17 protein-coding genes are annotated in these 16,976 nt (G+C 65.9%); 14 read left to right on the top strand and 3 right to left on the bottom strand.

Annotated elements, in window-relative coordinates:
- Positions 1–245 precede the first annotated feature (245 nt).
- The 3 genes from cobN to cobO are packed head-to-tail and all read left to right on the top strand — an operon-like array spanning position 246 to position 5,183.
- On the top strand, positions 246–4,154 hold the full coding sequence (gene cobN / locus ACM6UT_RS07925) for a cobaltochelatase subunit CobN (protein ID WP_416796809.1): 3,909 nt from the start codon (positions 246–248) through the stop codon (positions 4,152–4,154).
- Positions 4,147–4,533, top strand: a complete 387-nt coding sequence (locus ACM6UT_RS07920; RefSeq protein WP_416796808.1) for a GFA family protein — start codon at positions 4,147–4,149, stop codon at positions 4,531–4,533. Before cobN ends, ACM6UT_RS07920 begins: the two co-directional genes overlap by 8 nt.
- Positions 4,534–4,550: 17 nt before the next feature.
- Positions 4,551–5,183 (top strand): cob(I)yrinic acid a,c-diamide adenosyltransferase, encoded by a 633-nt coding sequence (gene cobO, locus ACM6UT_RS07915; RefSeq protein WP_416796807.1) that lies wholly within the window; start codon positions 4,551–4,553, stop codon positions 5,181–5,183.
- A gap of 12 nt (positions 5,184–5,195) precedes the next feature.
- Here the strand turns inward: cobO and ACM6UT_RS07910 are convergent, their stop codons facing one another.
- The 3 genes from ACM6UT_RS07910 to ACM6UT_RS07900 form a co-directional block, all read right to left on the bottom strand.
- A complete protein-coding gene (locus ACM6UT_RS07910) occupies positions 5,196–6,008 on the bottom strand; it encodes a helix-turn-helix domain-containing protein (protein WP_416796806.1) in 813 nt (270 codons plus the stop codon).
- Positions 6,005–6,367, bottom strand: a complete 363-nt coding sequence (locus tag ACM6UT_RS07905; RefSeq protein ID WP_416796805.1) for a nuclear transport factor 2 family protein — start codon at positions 6,365–6,367, stop codon at positions 6,005–6,007. Before ACM6UT_RS07905 ends, ACM6UT_RS07910 begins: the two co-directional genes overlap by 4 nt.
- Positions 6,368–6,479: 112 nt before the next feature.
- Positions 6,480–7,265 carry a TSUP family transporter gene (locus tag ACM6UT_RS07900; RefSeq protein WP_416796804.1) on the bottom strand — a complete coding sequence of 262 codons (786 nt, stop codon included), beginning with the start codon at positions 7,263–7,265 and terminating at the stop codon, positions 6,480–6,482.
- Between the two features lie 333 nt (positions 7,266–7,598).
- Here ACM6UT_RS07900 and ACM6UT_RS07895 point away from each other — a divergent pair, with 333 nt between their 5' ends.
- The 11 genes from ACM6UT_RS07895 to ACM6UT_RS07845 all read left to right on the top strand — a co-directional run bounded on the left by ACM6UT_RS07895 (position 7,599) and on the right by ACM6UT_RS07845 (position 16,957).
- On the top strand, positions 7,599–8,930 hold the full coding sequence (locus ACM6UT_RS07895) for a sirohydrochlorin chelatase (RefSeq protein WP_416796803.1): 1,332 nt from the start codon (positions 7,599–7,601) through the stop codon (positions 8,928–8,930).
- A 25-nt stretch (positions 8,931–8,955) separates the two neighbouring features.
- Complete coding sequence (locus ACM6UT_RS07890) at positions 8,956–9,600, top strand: precorrin-8X methylmutase (RefSeq protein WP_416796802.1); 645 nt, start codon at positions 8,956–8,958, stop codon at positions 9,598–9,600.
- Complete coding sequence (cbiE, locus tag ACM6UT_RS07885) at positions 9,593–10,822, top strand: precorrin-6y C5,15-methyltransferase (decarboxylating) subunit CbiE (protein ID WP_416796801.1); 1,230 nt, start codon at positions 9,593–9,595, stop codon at positions 10,820–10,822. Before ACM6UT_RS07890 ends, cbiE begins: the two co-directional genes overlap by 8 nt.
- Entirely contained in the window at positions 10,819–11,562 is a 744-nt protein-coding gene (gene cobI, locus ACM6UT_RS07880; RefSeq protein WP_416796800.1) for a precorrin-2 C(20)-methyltransferase, read from the top strand. Before cbiE ends, cobI begins: the two co-directional genes overlap by 4 nt.
- 5 nt (positions 11,563–11,567) lie before the next feature.
- A complete protein-coding gene (gene cobJ / locus ACM6UT_RS07875) occupies positions 11,568–13,511 on the top strand; it encodes a precorrin-3B C(17)-methyltransferase (protein ID WP_416797079.1) in 1,944 nt (647 codons plus the stop codon).
- 247 nt (positions 13,512–13,758) lie between these two features.
- Positions 13,759–14,541, top strand: coding sequence for a precorrin-4 C(11)-methyltransferase (cobM, locus tag ACM6UT_RS07870; RefSeq protein WP_148161247.1), 783 nt, complete (start codon positions 13,759–13,761; stop codon positions 14,539–14,541).
- A 3-nt stretch (positions 14,542–14,544) separates the two neighbouring features.
- Positions 14,545–14,853: a DUF1905 domain-containing protein gene (locus ACM6UT_RS07865; protein ID WP_416796799.1), complete on the top strand. Its 309-nt coding sequence runs from the start codon at positions 14,545–14,547 to the stop codon at positions 14,851–14,853.
- On the top strand, positions 14,850–14,981 hold the full coding sequence (locus ACM6UT_RS07860; RefSeq protein WP_416796797.1) for a hypothetical protein: 132 nt from the start codon (positions 14,850–14,852) through the stop codon (positions 14,979–14,981). The genes ACM6UT_RS07865 and ACM6UT_RS07860 overlap by 4 nt, the downstream gene beginning before the upstream one ends.
- A 76-nt stretch (positions 14,982–15,057) precedes the next feature.
- On the top strand, positions 15,058–16,017 hold the full coding sequence (locus tag ACM6UT_RS07855) for a nucleoside hydrolase (RefSeq protein WP_416796796.1): 960 nt from the start codon (positions 15,058–15,060) through the stop codon (positions 16,015–16,017).
- Between the two features lie 183 nt (positions 16,018–16,200).
- Positions 16,201–16,542: an ArsR/SmtB family transcription factor gene (locus tag ACM6UT_RS07850; RefSeq protein ID WP_148159906.1), complete on the top strand. Its 342-nt coding sequence runs from the start codon at positions 16,201–16,203 to the stop codon at positions 16,540–16,542.
- Positions 16,529–16,957 (top strand): SRPBCC family protein, encoded by a 429-nt coding sequence (locus tag ACM6UT_RS07845; protein ID WP_416796794.1) that lies wholly within the window; start codon positions 16,529–16,531, stop codon positions 16,955–16,957. Before ACM6UT_RS07850 ends, ACM6UT_RS07845 begins: the two co-directional genes overlap by 14 nt.
- Positions 16,958–16,976: the final 19 nt, after the last annotated feature.

Genomic DNA, 16,976 nt, shown 5'->3' with positions numbered 1-16,976 from the left:
ACCCCCCTCTGGCCTGCCGGCCATCTCCCCCACAAGAGGGGAGACCGGAATGCGGAGACGCTCGGTCGTTCCGTCAGCAGTGAAGACGGGCGGTCGTTCGGAGCATGGCTCAGAAGGGTCTGGCAGCAGGCGCGACTTGTCGGCTTCCGATCTCCCCCCTTGTGGGGGAGATGGCCGGCAGGCCAGAGGGGGATGTTGTCAACGCGATACGCCTCGACGCGAACTCTTGGAGAAGCGAAGCAGCCATGCATCTTCTCCTAGCCCAGAAAGGCTCGATCAGCGACGGCGAGGAGGCGATCGACCTTGGCCAGAGCGCCGGCGACATCGTCTTCCTGACGGCGGCCGACACCGAGCTTTCGGCGATCGCCGCGGCCGTGCGGTTGCGCGGCGAGGCCGGTCCGAAGTGGCGTCTCGCGAGCCTGATGGCGCTGAAACATCCGATGTCGGTCGACACTTACGTCGAGCGGACGGCGCGCCATGCCCGGCTGATCGTGGTCAGGGCGCTCGGCGGCGCGAGCTACTTCCAGTATGCGCTGGAGGCCCTGCACGCAGCGGCACAACGGTCGGGCGCGATGATCGCCGTGCTTCCGGGTGACGACAAGCCGGACGAGGGGCTTTCGAGCTTTTCCAACCTGGCGGCGGAGGACCTCGCCGCGCTCTGGGCCTACCTGATCGAGGGCGGCGATGCCAATGCCGGCGGCTTCGTCGCCTATGCCGAGGCGCTCGTCGCCGGAGCCGAGAAGCCGGAGCCGGCGCGGCCGCTGCTGAAAGCCGGCATCTGGTGGCCGGGTCGCGGCGTGGTCGGCACGGAGGAATGGGGGCGGTGTAGCGGTTTTGTCCAAGCGTCGACGCCCGTCGTTGCCATCTGCTTCTACCGCGCGCTCGTCCAGAGTGGCGAGACGAAGCCGGTGGAGGCGCTGATCGAGGCTCTCGCGGCCGAAGGGCTCGTCGCCTTGCCGGTCTTCGTCTCGAGCCTCAAGGATGCCGTCTCCGTCGATACCCTCAGGGCAATCTTTGCCGATGCGCCGCCCGCGGTGGTGATCAACGCAACCGGTTTTGCCGTTTCCGCGCCGGGTGCAGAACGACGCGCGACCGTGCTCGACGAGGGCGGGGCCGTCGTTTTGCAGGCGATCTTCTCGGCGTCCGCAAAGGAAGCCTGGCAGGCTTCGAGCCAGGGCCTTTCGGCGCGCGATCTCGCCATGAACGTGGCGCTCCCCGAGGTCGACGGACGGGTGCTTGCCCGCGCCGTCTCGTTCAAGTCGGCGGCCCGGTTCGACGAGCGCGTCGAGGCGAACATCGTTACCCACGAACCGGAGCCGGGGCGAACCGCCTTCGTCGCAGCGCTCGCCGCCCGCTGGGTACGTCTCAGGCAGACGTCGGCGGCCGGGCGACGGGTTGCGCTTATCATGGCGAACTATCCGAACCGCGACGGCCGTCTCGGCAATGGTGTTGGTCTCGATACCCCGGCCGGGACGATCGAGGCGCTGCGCGCCATGGAAAGGGCCGGCTACGCCGTCGGCCAAGTGCCGGAGAACGGCGACGCCCTGATGACGCATCTGATGGCCGGACCGACGAACGCCGCGAATGACGGTCGGGAGATCCGCGAAACGATTTCCCTGAATCAGTACAAGGCCTTCTTCGAAAAACTTCCGAGAGCGATTCAGGACGAAGTGACCACGCGCTGGGGGGCGCCGGAGAGCGATCCCTTCTTCGTCGACGGGCGGTTCGCGCTGCCGCTGTCGCGCCTCGGCAACCTCGTCATCGGTATCCAGCCCGCCCGCGGCTACAATATCGATCCGAAGGAGAGCTATCACTCTCCGGACCTCGTGCCGCCGCACGGCTATCTCGCCTTCTATGCGCATCTGAGGACGGTCTTCGACGCCCATGCGGTGATCCATATGGGCAAGCACGGCAACCTCGAATGGCTGCCGGGCAAGGCGCTCGCGCTGTCCGAGACCTGCTATCCTGAGGCGGTTTTCGGTCCCTTTCCGCATCTCTATCCCTTCATCGTCAACGATCCCGGCGAGGGTACGCAGGCGAAGCGGCGGACCTCGGCCGTCATCATCGACCACCTGACGCCGCCGCTGACGCGCGCCGAAAGCTACGGTCCGCTGAAGGACCTGGAGGCGCTGGTCGACGAGTATTACGAAGCCGCCGGCGGTGATCCGCGCCGCCTGAAGCTGCTGAAGAAGCAGATCCTCGATCTCGTCGCCGATATCGGCCTCGATGAAGACGCCGGGATCGCCAAGGGCGAGGCGGAGGAAAGCGCGCTCGAGAAGCTCGACGCCTATCTCTGCGATCTCAAGGAAATGCAGATCCGCGACGGGCTGCACATTTTCGGCCTTGCGCCGGAAGGCCGGCTTTTGACCGACCTGACCGTCGCGCTGGCCCGCGTGCCGCGGGGCCTCGGCGAGGGCGGCGACGCCAGCCTGCAGCGCGCGATTGCGGCGGATGCACTTGGAGAAGAAAAACCCTCCCCAACCCCTCCCCACAAGGGGGAGGGGCTTCCGCTTGCGCCCGACGCTTCCGTCGAACGCCAAGGCCAGTCGCGGTTGCTCTCCCCCCTTGCGGGGGAGATGGCCGGCAGGCCAGAGGGGGATTTTTCGCACAAGCAGGCCGTCTTCGATCCCCTCGATTGCGTGATGTCCGATCCGTGGGACGGACCCCGGCCGGCGATCCTTGCCGATCTCAGCGACGCCCCCTGGCGCACCAAGGGCGACACGGTCGAGCGCATCGAACTGCTCGCCGCAAGGCTGGTGGCTGGCGAGGCGACGTGCCCCGACGCGTGGGTGCGAACCCGCGCGGTGCTCGACGAGATCGAAACACGGCTGAAGCCGTCCGTCACCGCCTGCGGTCCGGCCGAACTTGAGGGCCTGCTTGCCGGCCTTTCCGGCCGCTTCGTGCCACCTGGACCCTCCGGCGCCCCGACGCGCGGGAGGCCGGATGTTCTGCCGACGGGCCGCAACTTCTACTCAGTCGACAGCCGTGCGGTGCCGACGCCGGCGGCCTATGAGCTCGGCAAAAAGTCCGCCGAACTTTTGATCGCCCGCTACGTGCAGGACCACGGCGAGTGGCCGACCTCGTTCGGGCTGACCGCCTGGGGAACCTCGAACATGCGCACGGGCGGCGACGACATCGCCCATGCGCTGGCGCTCCTCGGCGTCAAGCCGCTCTGGGACATGGCGTCTCGCCGCGTCACCGGCTTCGAGATCGTTCCGCAGGCCGTTCTCGGCCGGCCGCGCGTCGACGTCACGCTCAGGATTTCCGGCTTCTTTCGCGATGCCTTTCCCGAACAGATCGCCCTTTTCGACCGTGCCGTCCGTGCCGTCGGCGCGCTCGACGAAGACGCGGCCGACAACCCGGTCGCGGTCCGCATGCGGGAGGAGGCCACGCGGCTGCGCGGAGCGGGCATGGACGAGGCCGCAGCCGCCCGCCGTGCCGGCTACCGCGTCTTCGGCTCCAAGCCGGGCGCCTATGGCGCGGGCCTGCAGGCACTGATCGACGAGAAGGGCTGGGAGCGCCGCGGCGATCTCGCCGAAGCCTATCTCGTCTGGGGCGGCTATGCCTATGGCGCCGGGGAGGAAGGCAAGGCCGAACGCGGGCTCTTCGAAGAGCGGCTGCGATCGGTGCAGGCGGTCGTGCAGAACCAGGACAATCGCGAGCACGACCTTCTCGACAGCGACGACTACTACCAGTTCGAAGGCGGTATGACCGCGGCGGTCGAGCATGTGTCCGGCCATCGGCCGAGCGTCTATCACAACGACCATTCGCGCCCGGAACGGCCGGTCGTGCGCTCGCTGGAAGAGGAGATCGGCCGCGTCGTGCGGGCCCGCGTCGTCAATCCGAAATGGATCGAGGGCGTCATGCGCCACGGCTACAAGGGCGCCTTCGAGATCGCCGCGACCGTCGATTACATGTTCGCCTTTTCAGCCACCACCGGTGCGGTGCGCGACCATCATTTCGAAGCCGTCTACCGGGCCTTCATCCTCGACGAGCGGGTGCGCGATTTCATGGCGGAGAAGAACCCGGCGGCGCTGGAGGAGATGTCGGCACGCCTGATCGAGGCGATCGACCGAGGGTTGTGGACGCCGAAGAGCAATTCGGCCAAGTTCTCGCTCCTGGAACTAGCTTCGGCGGGAGAACATCATGGCTGAACTTTCCGGTCGCTGCCTGTGCGGCGGCGTGCGTTTCAAAGTGAACGGCGAAGTCCTTAGCGCAGGTCATTGCCATTGCGAAAGCTGCCGGCGGGCGACATCGTCTCCCGTCACCACCTTCTTCACTGTCCGGCGCAGCGATGCCGAGATCGGCGGCGAGAGCTTGCGATTCTACGCCTCGTCGCCGGGCGTGAGACGCGGCTTTTGCGGCAATTGCGGCTCGCCGATGTCCTATCAAGCGGACGAGCGGCCGGACGAAATGGATTTCTATGTCGCAAGCCTGGACGATGGACTGCGCGTCGAGCTCCGCGAACATTGGCACTGGGACGAACGGGTTGATTGGCTGAACGTTGCCGACGATCTCCCGAAGGGCAGTTGAGGACAGGAGAAGAGAAAATGACGGAAGAGACACAGGGACCGGAAGACGCCGACCTCGCCCGCCACGCGGAGAAGATGGCCAAGAAGAAAGCCGCGCGCGACAAGATCATGGCCACCAAGACCGACGAGAAGGGCCTGATCATCGTGCATACCGGCAAGGGCAAGGGCAAGTCGTCTGCCGCCTTCGGCATGATCTTCCGCCATATCGCGCACGGGAAGAAGTGCGCGGTCGTTCAGTTCATCAAGGGCGCCATGTCGACCGGCGAGCGCGACCTGATCCTGAAACACTTCTCCGACATTTGCGAATTCCACACAATGGGCGAGGGCTTTACCTGGGAGACGCAGGACAAGGCGCGCGACATCGCGATGGCGAAGGCCGCCTGGGAGAAGGCCAAGGAACTGATCCGCAATCCGGAAATCTCGATGGTGTTGCTCGACGAGATCAACATCGCCATTCGCTACGACTATATCGACATCGGTGAAGTGGTCGAGTTCCTGAAGACCGAGAAGCCGGAGATGACCCATGTCGTGCTGACCGGCCGCAACGCCAAGGACGAGCTGATCGAGATCGCCGATCTGGTGACCGAGATGGAGCTCGTCAAGCATCCTTTCCGCTCCGGCATCAAGGCACAGATCGGCGTCGAGTTCTGAGCTCGGCCGCCGCTAGTCGTCGTCCGGCTGAAGAGGCAGCGCCTTCAGGATCTCCGCCGTCCGTGCATCGGCCGGAAAGAAGGATTCGATAGCCAGCTCCGACAGCGTGATGTCGAGCGGCGTGCCGAACACCGTCGTCGTCGACAGGAAGGAAAGCACGCCCGCCTCGGTTTCGATTTGCAGCGGGACGGCGATGTCGCCGAGGTCGTGCACCTCGTCGGTGGCCCTGTGCGGCGATGCAGGAGGCCGGGGCAAAGCCATCAGCTCATCGAGAAGATTACGGAGTACGGGATCGCCGCTTGCGGCGATCTGTTGCTGCAGCCGTTCGAGCAGATGGTTGCGCCAGGCTGCGAAATTGACGATGCGGCGGGCGAGACCGTCTGGATGCAGGCTGAGACGCAGCACGTTGATCGGCGGCGCAAGCAGGCTCTCGTCCTCGACGCCGGCGAGCAGGGGGCCGAGCGCAGCATTGGCCGAGACAAGGGTCCAGTGGCGGTCGACCGCCAGCGCGGGGAACGGTTCGTGCCCTTTCAGGATCATGTCGATGGCCTGCCGCGCTGCGACGAGCGCCGGGTCGTCGAGCGATCTCTGCGCGAAGACGGGTGCATAGCCGGCGGCGATCAGGATCGGGTTGCGCTCGCGCAGCGGCACGCCGAGCCGCTCGGTCAGGTGCAGCAGCAGGTCGCGGCTCGGTGCCGCGCGCCCGCTTTCGATGAAGCTCAGATGCCGCTGCGAGATCTCGGCATCGAGCGCGAGATCCAGCTGGCTCAAATGGCGGCGGCGCCGCCATTCTCGCAGGATGTCGCCGAGGCTCCCGGCGGTCATGCGGCCGCCGGAACCTTGTCGAGGAAGCCGTGGACCTCTTTCAGGCGGCCGTCCTCGACGATCGCGAAGTCCGTCCCCTCGATCATGTCGTCATTGTCGGCGGGGCCGAGCTTCCAGGAAAAGCGCACACGGTCGCCGTAGCCGTCTGCCGAGATGAGGGCGAAGCGGAAGCCGGGGAAGCGGGCCTGAACGGCACTGACCAGCCCCTCGATCTCCGCATGGCCTTCACCGGACATAAGAGGATCGACATAGGTCGCGTCTTCCAGCCAGTTCTCCCGGATCAGCGTGCGGCGCCGGGTGACGTCGGTCTCGTTCCAGATCGCGATGTAGCGTTCGGCGATGGTTTTTGCGTTGTCCATGATCTTTGCTCCTTGTGACTGCCCGGTTCGTCCAGGCAGTCCGATCATCGGCAAGGAAGGTCATAGCATCAATTACCTCGCAGGTAATCGAATGACGATCGACGTCGGAAGCTTACACCCCGAGCCACATTCTGACCGGATTGGCCGGGTCGGAAAGCAGCTTCGTGGCGAGCGCGAGGCAGGTGACGACGAGGAGCGGGCGGATGATCTTCGCGCCGTTGCGCATCGCAAGTCGCGAGCCGGTCTGGGCACCGAGAAACTGGCCGAGGCCCATCAGCAGCCCGATCTTCCAGAGCACCGCTCCCGTCATCAGGAAGACCACGAAGGCGCCGACATTGGAGCCGAGGTTGAGGAGCTTGGTGTGGGCCGTCGCCTTCAGCATGCCGAAGCCGGCGAGCGAGACGAAGGCGAGCATGAAGAAGGAGCCCGTTCCCGGACCGAAGATGCCGTCGTAGAGGCCGATTGCGGGAACGACGGTCGCGCCGAAAAGCGTGTGCGAGAGGCGGCGGTGCCGGTCCTCGTCGCTCAGGTTCGGCTTGAAGGCGAAATAGAGTGCGATCGCGACGAGCAGGAAGGGCATCAAGACCCGCAACGCCTCGCCGGGGACGATGGTCGCGATCATCGCCCCGACGGCGCCGCCGAGCACCGCCATTGCCGCCATCGGGCGCTGGGCCTTCAGGTCGACATGGCCCTTGCGCGCATAGGCGAGGGTCGCCGACAGGGCGCCGAACTGCGACTGCAGCTTGTTGGTGCCGAGCGTCTGGAGCGGCGGAATGCCGGCGATCAGCATGGCGGGCAGGGTGATCAGCCCGCCGCCGCCGGCGATCGAATCGATGAAGCCCGCGACGAAGGCAGCGATGAACAGGAGAACGAAGGCTTGCAGGGCGAGATCGGCCACGAAACGACTCTTTCGGGAGCGGTTGAGAACGGCCGGCACTCTTGCACCAGCGATCCGCGCCGGGCAACCGTCTTGCCGCATGTCAAATATCTCCGATGGGGGCCGTGGCGCAGACTACACAGCTTCCGGCGCAATCCGGTTTGACCGCGACGGTGCGCTTCGGTAAACCACTGGCCAATGTGCGACGGCGCCTGTTTGACAGGCTGGAAATAGTCCGGTGCGGCCGACCCAAGTCGGGGGCCAAGTCCGGAGCTGTCCCGATGGCCGCAGGACCGCTCGGCGGTTCTGGCGCTTCGTACATGTCGAGAGCAACGAAGCAGGAGGCCGGAACGAATGACGGAAAAACTCGGAATCATGGTCTGCGGCCACGGCAGCCGCAACCAGAACGCGGCGCGCGAATTCGCGGTGATCGCGGAGGCGCTGAAGGCCCGCAATCCCGACATGCCGGTCGAATACGGCTATCTGGAATTCTGCAATCCGGTGATTTCCGCCGGCCTCGACAAGCTTCGCGCGCAGGGCGTCACGCGGGTTCTGGCGATCCCCGGCATGCTCTTTGCCGCCGGCCATGCCAAGAACGACATTCCCTCCGTGCTAAACACCTATCAGGCGCAAAATCCGGGCATGGCGATCAATTACGGGCGTGAGCTCGGCATCGACCTCAAGATGATCCGCGCCGCCGGCGACCGCATCCAGGAGGCGATCGACAAGGCGAATGCCGAACTCGGCTTCATCGACAAGCACGAGACGCTGCTGATGGTGGTCGGTCGCGGCTCCTCCGACCCGGACGCCAATTCCAACGCCGCCAAGGTCATGCGCATGCTCTGGGAGGGCATGGGCTTCGGCTGGGGCGAGACGTGCTATTCGGGCGTGACCTTCCCGCTCGTTGAGCCGGGTCTCACCCATGCCGCGAGGCTCGGCTACAAGCGCATCATCGTGTTTCCGTATTTCCTCTTCACCGGCGTTCTGGTGAAACGGATCTATTCCTACACCGACGAAGTGGCGGCGCGTCATCCCGAGATCCAGTTCGTCAAGGCGAGCTACCTGAACGACCATCCTCTCGTGCTCGACGCCTTCCAGGACCGGGTTAAGGAAGTCCTCGAAGGGGCTGCGGTGATGAACTGCCAGATGTGCAAGTATCGCGAGCAGGTGCTCGGCTTCGAGGCCGATATCGGCCAGCCGCAGGAAAGCCATCACCACCATGTCGAAGGCATCGGCGGGGGACTGGAGAACTGTCCGTGCAAAGGCGATTGCGACGCCTCCTGCCGCGATCCCGATTTCTGCAAGGAGCACGGTTTGCCCTGGACCCCCGTCCATTCCCATGCCGAGCCGAACGATCTCGAACCGGCCTTCGATTACGCGGCTTCGACGACGCTCGGCGGCAAGTACGGCCACCTCCTGAATGCAACACCTGATGCCGAACTGGACGCCGTGATGAACGCCCCCTCCAGCGGTAAGACGCATGTCCACGAGCACGGCCCGAACTGCGGCTGCGGGCACCATCACCACGACAACGGTCACGATCATCACCACCATCACGACCATGACCACGACCATGGACATGCGCATGGCCACGGGCACAGCCATGATCACGACCACGGCCATCACCACGCGCCGTACCCGCATGCCGACCATCCGCTCGGCCCGAAGTCGATGCAGAAGAAATGATGAAGCGTTTCGCCGGGGGTATCCATTGACCACCCCCCTCGACTACATCCGCGATCCCGCCGAGATCTACCGCCGGTCCTTCGAGACGATCCGGGGCGAGGCCGATTTGTCGCGCTTTTCCAATGGCATGGAAGCGCTCGCTGTCCGATTGATTCATGCCTGCGGGATGGTCGATCTCGCCGGTGACATCGCCTTTTCGGAGGGTGCCTTCGAGGCGGGGGCTGCGGCTCTCGCCGGCGGCGCGCCGATCCTCTGTGACGCCGAAATGGTCCGCCACGGCATCATCCGCCGCCTGCTGCCCGCCGGAAACGAGGTGGTTTGCCTCCTCGCCGACGAGCGGGTGCGCCCGAAGGCGGCCGAGATCGGCAATACCCGCTCGGCCGCGCAGGTCGATCTCTGGGGCGAGCGGCTCGCGGGTGCTGTGGTTGCGATCGGCAATGCGCCGACGGCGCTCTTCCGGCTTCTCGAACGGCTCGACGCCGGCCCGCCGAAACCGGCGCTGATCCTCGGATTTCCGGTCGGCTTCGTCGGAGCGGCCGAAAGCAAGGAGGCGCTGATTGCCGATCCGCGCGGCGTGCCGTTCATCGCCGTCAGAGGCCGCCGCGGCGGTTCGGCCATGGCGTCGGCGGCCGTCAACGCGCTCGCCGGAGGGTTGGGCACCAATGACTAGGCGCTGGCTCACGATCATCGGCGTCGGCGACAACGGGCTTGAGAGCCTGACACCCGAAGCGCAGGCGCTGCTCTGGCAGGCCGAGACCATCGTGCTCGGCGAGCGGCTCGACGGCGTGCTCGAAGGCGGACACTTGCCGGGGCTGAAGCGCGTGCTCACCTGGAGTGGCGGCTTCCGCGAGACATTGCAGGAAGTGCTGAAGCTGCGCGGGACGCCGGTGACGGTGCTCGCGACCGGCGATCCGATGCATTTCGGCATCGGGGCGACGCTGCGGCGCTACGTGCCGGCGGAAGAGATGGCCGTGCTGCCGTCGCCGTCGGCCTTCTCGCTTGCCGCCGCCCGGCTCGGCTGGCCGTTGCAGTCGGTGGCGCAGATCTCGCTGCACGGTCGGCCGCTCTCCCATCTCAACCGGCACCTGCTGCCGGGTGCGCGCATTCTGGCGCTGACCTCAGGGGCGGAGACGGTGCGCGACGCGGCGAACCTTCTCGTCCGCCGCGGCTTCGGAGCCTCCGTGATCACCGTGCTCGACCATATGGGCGGTCCCGCAGAGCGGATGACGGTGATGAGCGCCGAGGCTTTTGCAGCGGAGGCGCCGGCGATCTCGGAGTTCAACACGCTGGCGATCGATTGCGCAGTCGACGGACCGCTTCTTGCGCCGGTGCCCGGACTGCCGGACGATGCCTTCGTGCACGACGGCCAGTTGACGAAACGCGAGGTGAGGGCGGCAACGCTCTCGCTGCTCGCGCCCTTTCCGAATGCGCTTCTCTGGGATGTCGGCGCCGGCTGCGGCTCGATCGCGATCGAGTGGCTGCGGTGCGGCATGGGCACCCAGGCGGTGGCGATCGAGGCGCGGGCGGAGCGGGTGACGATGATCCGTACCAACGCTGATGCGCTCGGTGTCCCGGATCTGCAGGTGGTCGAGGCGCCGGCGCCGGAAGGTCTCGAAGGGCTCGAAGCGCCGGACCGCGTCTTCATCGGCGGCGGCCTGACGCACGACGGGATCTTCGACGATTGCTGGGCGGCGCTGAAACCAGGCGGCCGGCTGGTCGCCAATGCGGTGACGATCGAAGGCGAGGCGAGGCTTGCGGACCTCAGGGGCCTTCACGGCGGCGAACTCACCCGCATTTCGGTCTCGCGCGGCGCGCCGGTCGGGCGCTATTGCGGCTGGAAGCCGCTGATGCCGGTGACCATCTGGTCGGTGACGAAGGGGGATACTGCATGACCGGCAAGCTCTACGGCCTCGGCCTCGGCCCCGGCGATCCCGAACTGCTGACGCTGAAGGCGCACCGTATCCTGACCTCGGTTCCGGTGATCGCCTATCCGGCGCCGGATACCGGGCCGAGCTTCGCCCGCCAGATCGCCGCACCGCACCTTCCGGGAACGCAGGTGGAAATTCCGATCGTCGTGCCGATGCGCGTCGAGCGCTTCCCGGCGCAGGAGATTTACGACGAGGCGGCGGAAGCGATTGCCGGCCGTCTCGAGGCCGGACAGGACGTCGCGGTGCTGTGCGAGGGCGATCCCTTCTTTTTCGGTTCCTTCATGTATCTCTTCGAACGGCTCTCCGGCCGCTTCGCGACGGAGATCGTGCCGGGCGTTTCCTCGATGATGGCGGCGGCGGCAGCCCTTGGCCGACCACTTGCCGCCCGCAACGACGTACTGAGCGTCGTGCCGGGGCCACTCGACGACGATGCCATGCGCGCCCGCATCGAAGCGGCGGGTGCCGTGGCGATCATCAAGGTCGGCCGGCACTTTTCCCGCATCCGGGCCCTGATCCGCACCATGGGGCTCGAAGCTGCCGCCGGCTATGTCGAGCGCGTGAGCCTTGCCGAACAGCGCGTCCTGCCGCTCGCCGAAGTCGGCGGGGACGTGGCTCCATACTTTTCGATGATCCTGATCTACAAGGGCGGGGAGAGCTGGAATGCCGGCCTCTCGCCGCGCACCGCAAACGGAATGCCCTCATGAGCGAAATGAACAAACCGGCCGTCGTCATCCTGTCGGACAAGGCCCTCGATCTCGGCCGGCGCATCGCGCCGGCGATCCGGGGCGAGCTGCACGGCGCCCGTGCGCGCGTCTCGTCCGCCGACCACCTGTTCGACGATGTGAAGGCGCATCTGGCGGGGCTCTTCGCCGAGGGCCGGCCGATTGTCGCGGTCATGGCCTCCGGCGCCGTCATCCGTCTGCTTGCGCCGCTTCTCTCCGACAAGCAGGTCGAACCGCCGGTGCTCTCTGTCTCCGAGGATGGTGCTTCGGTCGTGCCCCTCCTCGGCGGCCACCACGGCGCCAACGCTCTGGCGCGGACGATAGCCGCCGCGCTCGATGCCCATGCGGCCGTGACCACTGCCGGCGACCTCCGGTTCGGAATCGCACTCGACGAACCGCCGGCCGGCTACGTGCTCGCCAATCCGGCGAACGCCAAGGCGGTGATGGCCGAACTGGTGGCAGGGGCAAAGGCGAGGCTCGCTGTCTCCTCTCCCCAGCGGGGAGAGGGTGGCGCGATAGCGCCGGGTGAGGGGGCGGCTCCCGACAAGTCCAGCCTTTCTGCCCCCTCATCCGGTCCTTCGGACCACCTTCTCCCCGTCGGGGAGAAGGGAACGTCGCCGCTCGCCGGCTGGCTTACCACTTCGCGCATCCCCTTCGCCGACGACGGGGCAGTGATGTTGACCGTCACCGACCGCCCGAAGGACGCCGGCCCGCTGGAACTCGTCTACCATCCGAAGACGCTGGTGCTCGGCGTCGGCTGCGAGCGGCATGCCTCCACCGACGAGGCGATCGCACTTGCCGAAAGGGCCCTTGCAGCGGGTGGGCTGGCGCGGGAGAGCCTCGCGGCGGTCGCCTCGATCGACGTCAAGGCGGACGAGGCGGCGGTGCATGCCGTCGCGGCGCATTTCGGCGTGCCGGCCCGTTTCTTCGACGCCGCCACGCTGGAGGCGGAAACGCCCCGGCTGAAGAACCCGTCCGATATCGTCTTCGCCGAGGTCGGCTGCCACGGTGTCGCCGAGGGTGCTGCGCTTGCGGCCGTCGGACCGGACGGGCAGCTCGTCGTCGAAAAGATCAAGTCGAAGGGCGCGACCGCGGCGATCGCCCGCGCGTCAGGGATCGTCGACCCCGCAACCACCGGCCGGGCGCGCGGAAAACTCTTCGTCGTCGGCATCGGTCCCGGTGCGGACCAGTGGCGCTCGCCCGAGGTCTCGGCAATGGTTTCCGCTTCGACCGATCTCGTCGGCTACTCGCTCTATCTCGACCTGCTCGGTCCGCTCGCGGACGGCAAGGCACGCCACGATTTCGATCTCGGCAAGGAAGAGGCGCGCGTCGTCCGGGCCATGGAGCTTGCCGGCGAGGGGCGGACGGTGGCGCTGGTCTGCTCCGGCGACGCCGGTATCTACGCCATGGCCACGCTGGTCTTCGAACTCTTCGACAAGGGCGGCATTTCGGACGCCGCACGGCGCATCGAAGTGCAGGTGTCGCCCGGCATTTCGGCGTTGCAGGCGGCTGCCGCGCGCATCGGGGCGCCGCTCGGCCACGATTTCTGCACCATCTCGCTCTCGGATCTGCTGACGCCGTGGGAGCATATCCAGCGGCGCGTAAGGGCGGCGGGCGAGGGTGATTTCGTCATCGCCTTCTACAATCCGGTGTCGATGAAGCGCCGCACCCAGCTTGCCTGGGCGCGCGAAAAACTGCTCGAATACCGTCCGGCTACCACGCCGGTGATCCTCGCCACCAATCTGGGGCGCCCTGGCGAACACGTCCGCACGGTCCCGCTCGGCGCACTGAACGTCGACGATGTCGACATGCTGACGGTCGTCGTCGTCGGTTCGTCGGAAAGCCGCACGGTCACGACCGGCGACGGCAGGACCTGGGTCTATACGCCGCGCGGCTATTCGGGGAAGGCGGACACGGGGATGGCGTCGTGAACTGGATGGCCGTGGCGCGTGCCATAGCCCCCTCTGGCCTGCCGGCCATCTCCCCCACGAGGGGGGAGATTGGACTGCGGTCAGCCGACATGTCCACGGCCACCTCCGAAATTGCTCCCGACTGCCTTCTCGGTCTGCGGCATGAGAAAGCGCCGAGCGGCTTCCGGGTTGTGATCTCCCCCCTTGTGGGGGAGATGGCCGGCAGGCCAGAGGGGGATGAACAGCAAGCACTGACGAGGAAAACAGCATGACCGTCTATTTCATCGGCGCCGGCCCGGGGGCTCCCGACCTCATCACCGTCCGGGGCCTCAGACTGATCGAGCGCTGCCCGGTCTGCCTCTATGCCGGCTCGCTGGTGCCGGAGGAAATCGTCAAGGCCGCGCCCGAAGGCGCGATCGTCAAGGATACCGCGCCCATGCATCTCGACGCGATCGTCGCCGAGATGGAGGCTGCGCATGCCCGCGGCGAGGATGTCGCGCGCGTCCATTCCGGCGATCCGTCGATCTACGGCGCCATCGCCGAGCAGATGCGCCGGCTCGATGCACTCGGCATCCCCTATGACGTCGTGCCCGGTGTACCGGCCTTTGCCGCGACCGCCGCCCGGCTCAAGACGGAACTCACGCTGCCGGAGATTGCCCAGACGATCATCATCACCCGTACCGAAATGAAGGCATCGTCGATGCCGGAATTCGAGACGCTGGAAATCCTCGGGAAGTCGCGGGCGACGCTCGCAATCCACCTGTCGATCCGCAACCTGCCGCATATTCGTGAGGTTCTCACGCCCTATTACGGCGAGGATTGCCCGGTGGTGGTCGCCTATCGCTCGACCTGGCCGGACGAGCAGTTCATCCGCACGACGCTGAAGGACATGCAGGCGGCGGTGCGCGAGGCGAAGATCACCCGCACGGCCCTCATCATGGTCGGCAAGGTCTTCGGCTCGGTCGAGTTCCGCGACAGCGATCTTTACAATTCGCAGTTCAGCCATGTGCTGCGGAACGTCGGCAAGAAGAAGAAGCAGGCGGCCGGCTGAGCCATGGAACGGGCGGAGGACGGTTGGGACTTCGAGGCCGAGCTCTGGGAGTACAAGGGCAAGGGTGCCTGGCACTTCGTCACCCTTCCGCCCGATGTCGGTTTCGCGATCCGCTGCGCCACGGAAGGCCGTCGCCCCAGCTGGGGCATGGTGGCGGTGACGGTGGAGATCGGCGACGTCGCCTTCCAGACCTCGGTCTTTCCCGACAAGGCGTCGGAAAGCTATCTCCTCCCGGTCAAGGCCGCGGTCCGCAAGGCGGCACGGGTGAAGGCCGGTGACATGCTGAAGGTCCGGATCGTTCTCCAGCAGTGAGAGTCGCACGATCGTGCGTTGGCAAGCTGTTGCGCTTCCAGACGCCGGCGAAGCACAGCTTCGAGAAATTCCCGCCGATGGAGGCCTTTGCCGGCCTGATCGCGGAATTCGCCGGTGCGGGCGCCTGACTGCTTGGCCTTCGCGTCCGAAATGCGATAAGACGGCTGCCTCATCTTTCGACAGCGACACACTCCCGGCGGTTTCATGCAAAAGGTCATCTTCGATACGGATCCGGGCGTCGACGACGCCATGGCGCTGCTCTTTCTCCATCATCATCCGGATGTCGACCTGCTCGGGGTCACGACGGTCTTCGGCAATGCCCGCATCGAGACGACCACGCGCAACGCACTCTTCCTGAAGCGTGAGTGGAAGATCGATGCACCGGTGGCGAGAGGCGCCGGCGAGACCTTCATACCTCACCGCATCAGCCACGAGCCGCCGACCTTCATCCATGGCGACGACGGTCTTGGCAATATCGGCGTGCCGGACGTCGTGGACGTGCCGCTCGATCCGCGTCCGGCCCATCGGTTCATCGTCGAGATTATCCGCGAGAACCCCGGTGAGGTGACGATCGTCGCCGTCGGACGCATGACCAACCTTGCCAATGCGCTGAAGGAAGATCCGGAGATCGTCGATCTCGTGAAGGAAATCGTCGTCATGGGCGGTGCCTTCGAGGTCAACGGCAACGTAACGCCGGCGGCCGAGGCCAATATCCACGGCGATCCGGAAGCCGCCGACATCGTTTTCACGGCCGAATGGCCGGTGGTGATCGTCGGGCTCGACGTTACGCTACAGACCGTGATGACACGGAAGGCGCTCGCCGACATCCGCGACGCCGCCGGCACCCGCGCCAAACTCCTCTTCGATCTCTCGCAGTTCTACATCAAGTTCTACGAGGGGCGGGTTCCGGACGGCATGGTGGTGCACGACAGCTGCGCCTGCGCATACGTCGTGGCACCGCAGCTCTTCGAGACCCGTGCCGGCACGGTCCGCGTCGTCTGCGGCGGCATCGCCGACGGCATGACGATCCAGAAGCCGGATGGCCGCACCTTCGGCCCGAGCGACTGGGACGGGCTTCCCTCGCAGCGCATCTGCACCGGGATCGACGCGCCGGCCGTGCTGCAGCTCATCCACGACACCATCGTGTCGGTTCGGGAAGATTGAGAAGAGGGCGGCTGTCGCTCACCGCGTCGTTCGCGCGTCCACGCTCGCTATCATTCAGATTTGGTCAGTTCGCCCGGATGCCGAGCGGTTTTCGGGGAAGAGCGGAATTTTCGCTTTCGAAATATTCACCCATATGGTTGACTATTGGGTGGATCTCCTATATTCAACCATATGGGTGAACAAATGGACGAAGATGCTCTGTCGCGCATTCTGAAAGCCGCCGGTGACACCACACGGCGGCAGATCTTGACGCTCCTCGTTCAGGAAGGGGCGTTGAGAGTGACCGCGCTCGCCGCCCATTTCGACATGTCGCTGAATTCCGTCTCGAAGCATATCAAGGTGCTGGAGGAGGCGGGACTGGTCACCCGCCGGACGATGGGCCGCGAGCATTTCATCGCGGCCGAGCTCGAACCGCTCAAGCTCACCGAGAGCTGGTTCGCGCAACTGAAGTCCATCTGGGAGTTGCGCCTGACGGCGCTGGAAAATGCACTCGTTTCAGAGGAACACGACCATGAGCGAACTTGAACTGACGGTAAGCCGCACGATCGCCGCCTCGCGCGACAAGGTCTTCAATGCCTGGCTGTCGCCGGCCATACTCTCGAAAGTCATGCGCCCGCCGGGCACTGCAAGCGAGGCGGCGAAGGTGACGAACGATCCGGTCAAGGGCGGCCGCTTCTCGATAGTCATGAAGACGCCGGAGAAGGAAATCCCGCACGCCGGCACCTATCTCGAAATCGATCCTTACTCGCGCCTCTCCTTCACTTGGGAGTCGCCATTCTCGCAGGACGACAGTGTCGTCACGATCGACTTTTCCGAGCCGGAGCCCGGCATGACGGACATCACCCTCAAACAGGTGAAGTTCCGCAGCGAAGAGGCGCGCCTCGGTCACATCCAGGGCTGGACCGCGATCCTGGGTGGTCTTGCTGAGACGCTCGCCTGATACGGAGGCTCCGACGGGC

It is taken from the genome of Ciceribacter azotifigens, assembly GCF_048159625.1.
Lineage (GTDB): Bacteria > Pseudomonadota > Alphaproteobacteria > Rhizobiales > Rhizobiaceae > Allorhizobium > Allorhizobium azotifigens.
The sequence above is the reverse complement of the archived record's forward strand: the minus strand, read 5'-3'. Positions and strand labels throughout refer to the sequence as shown.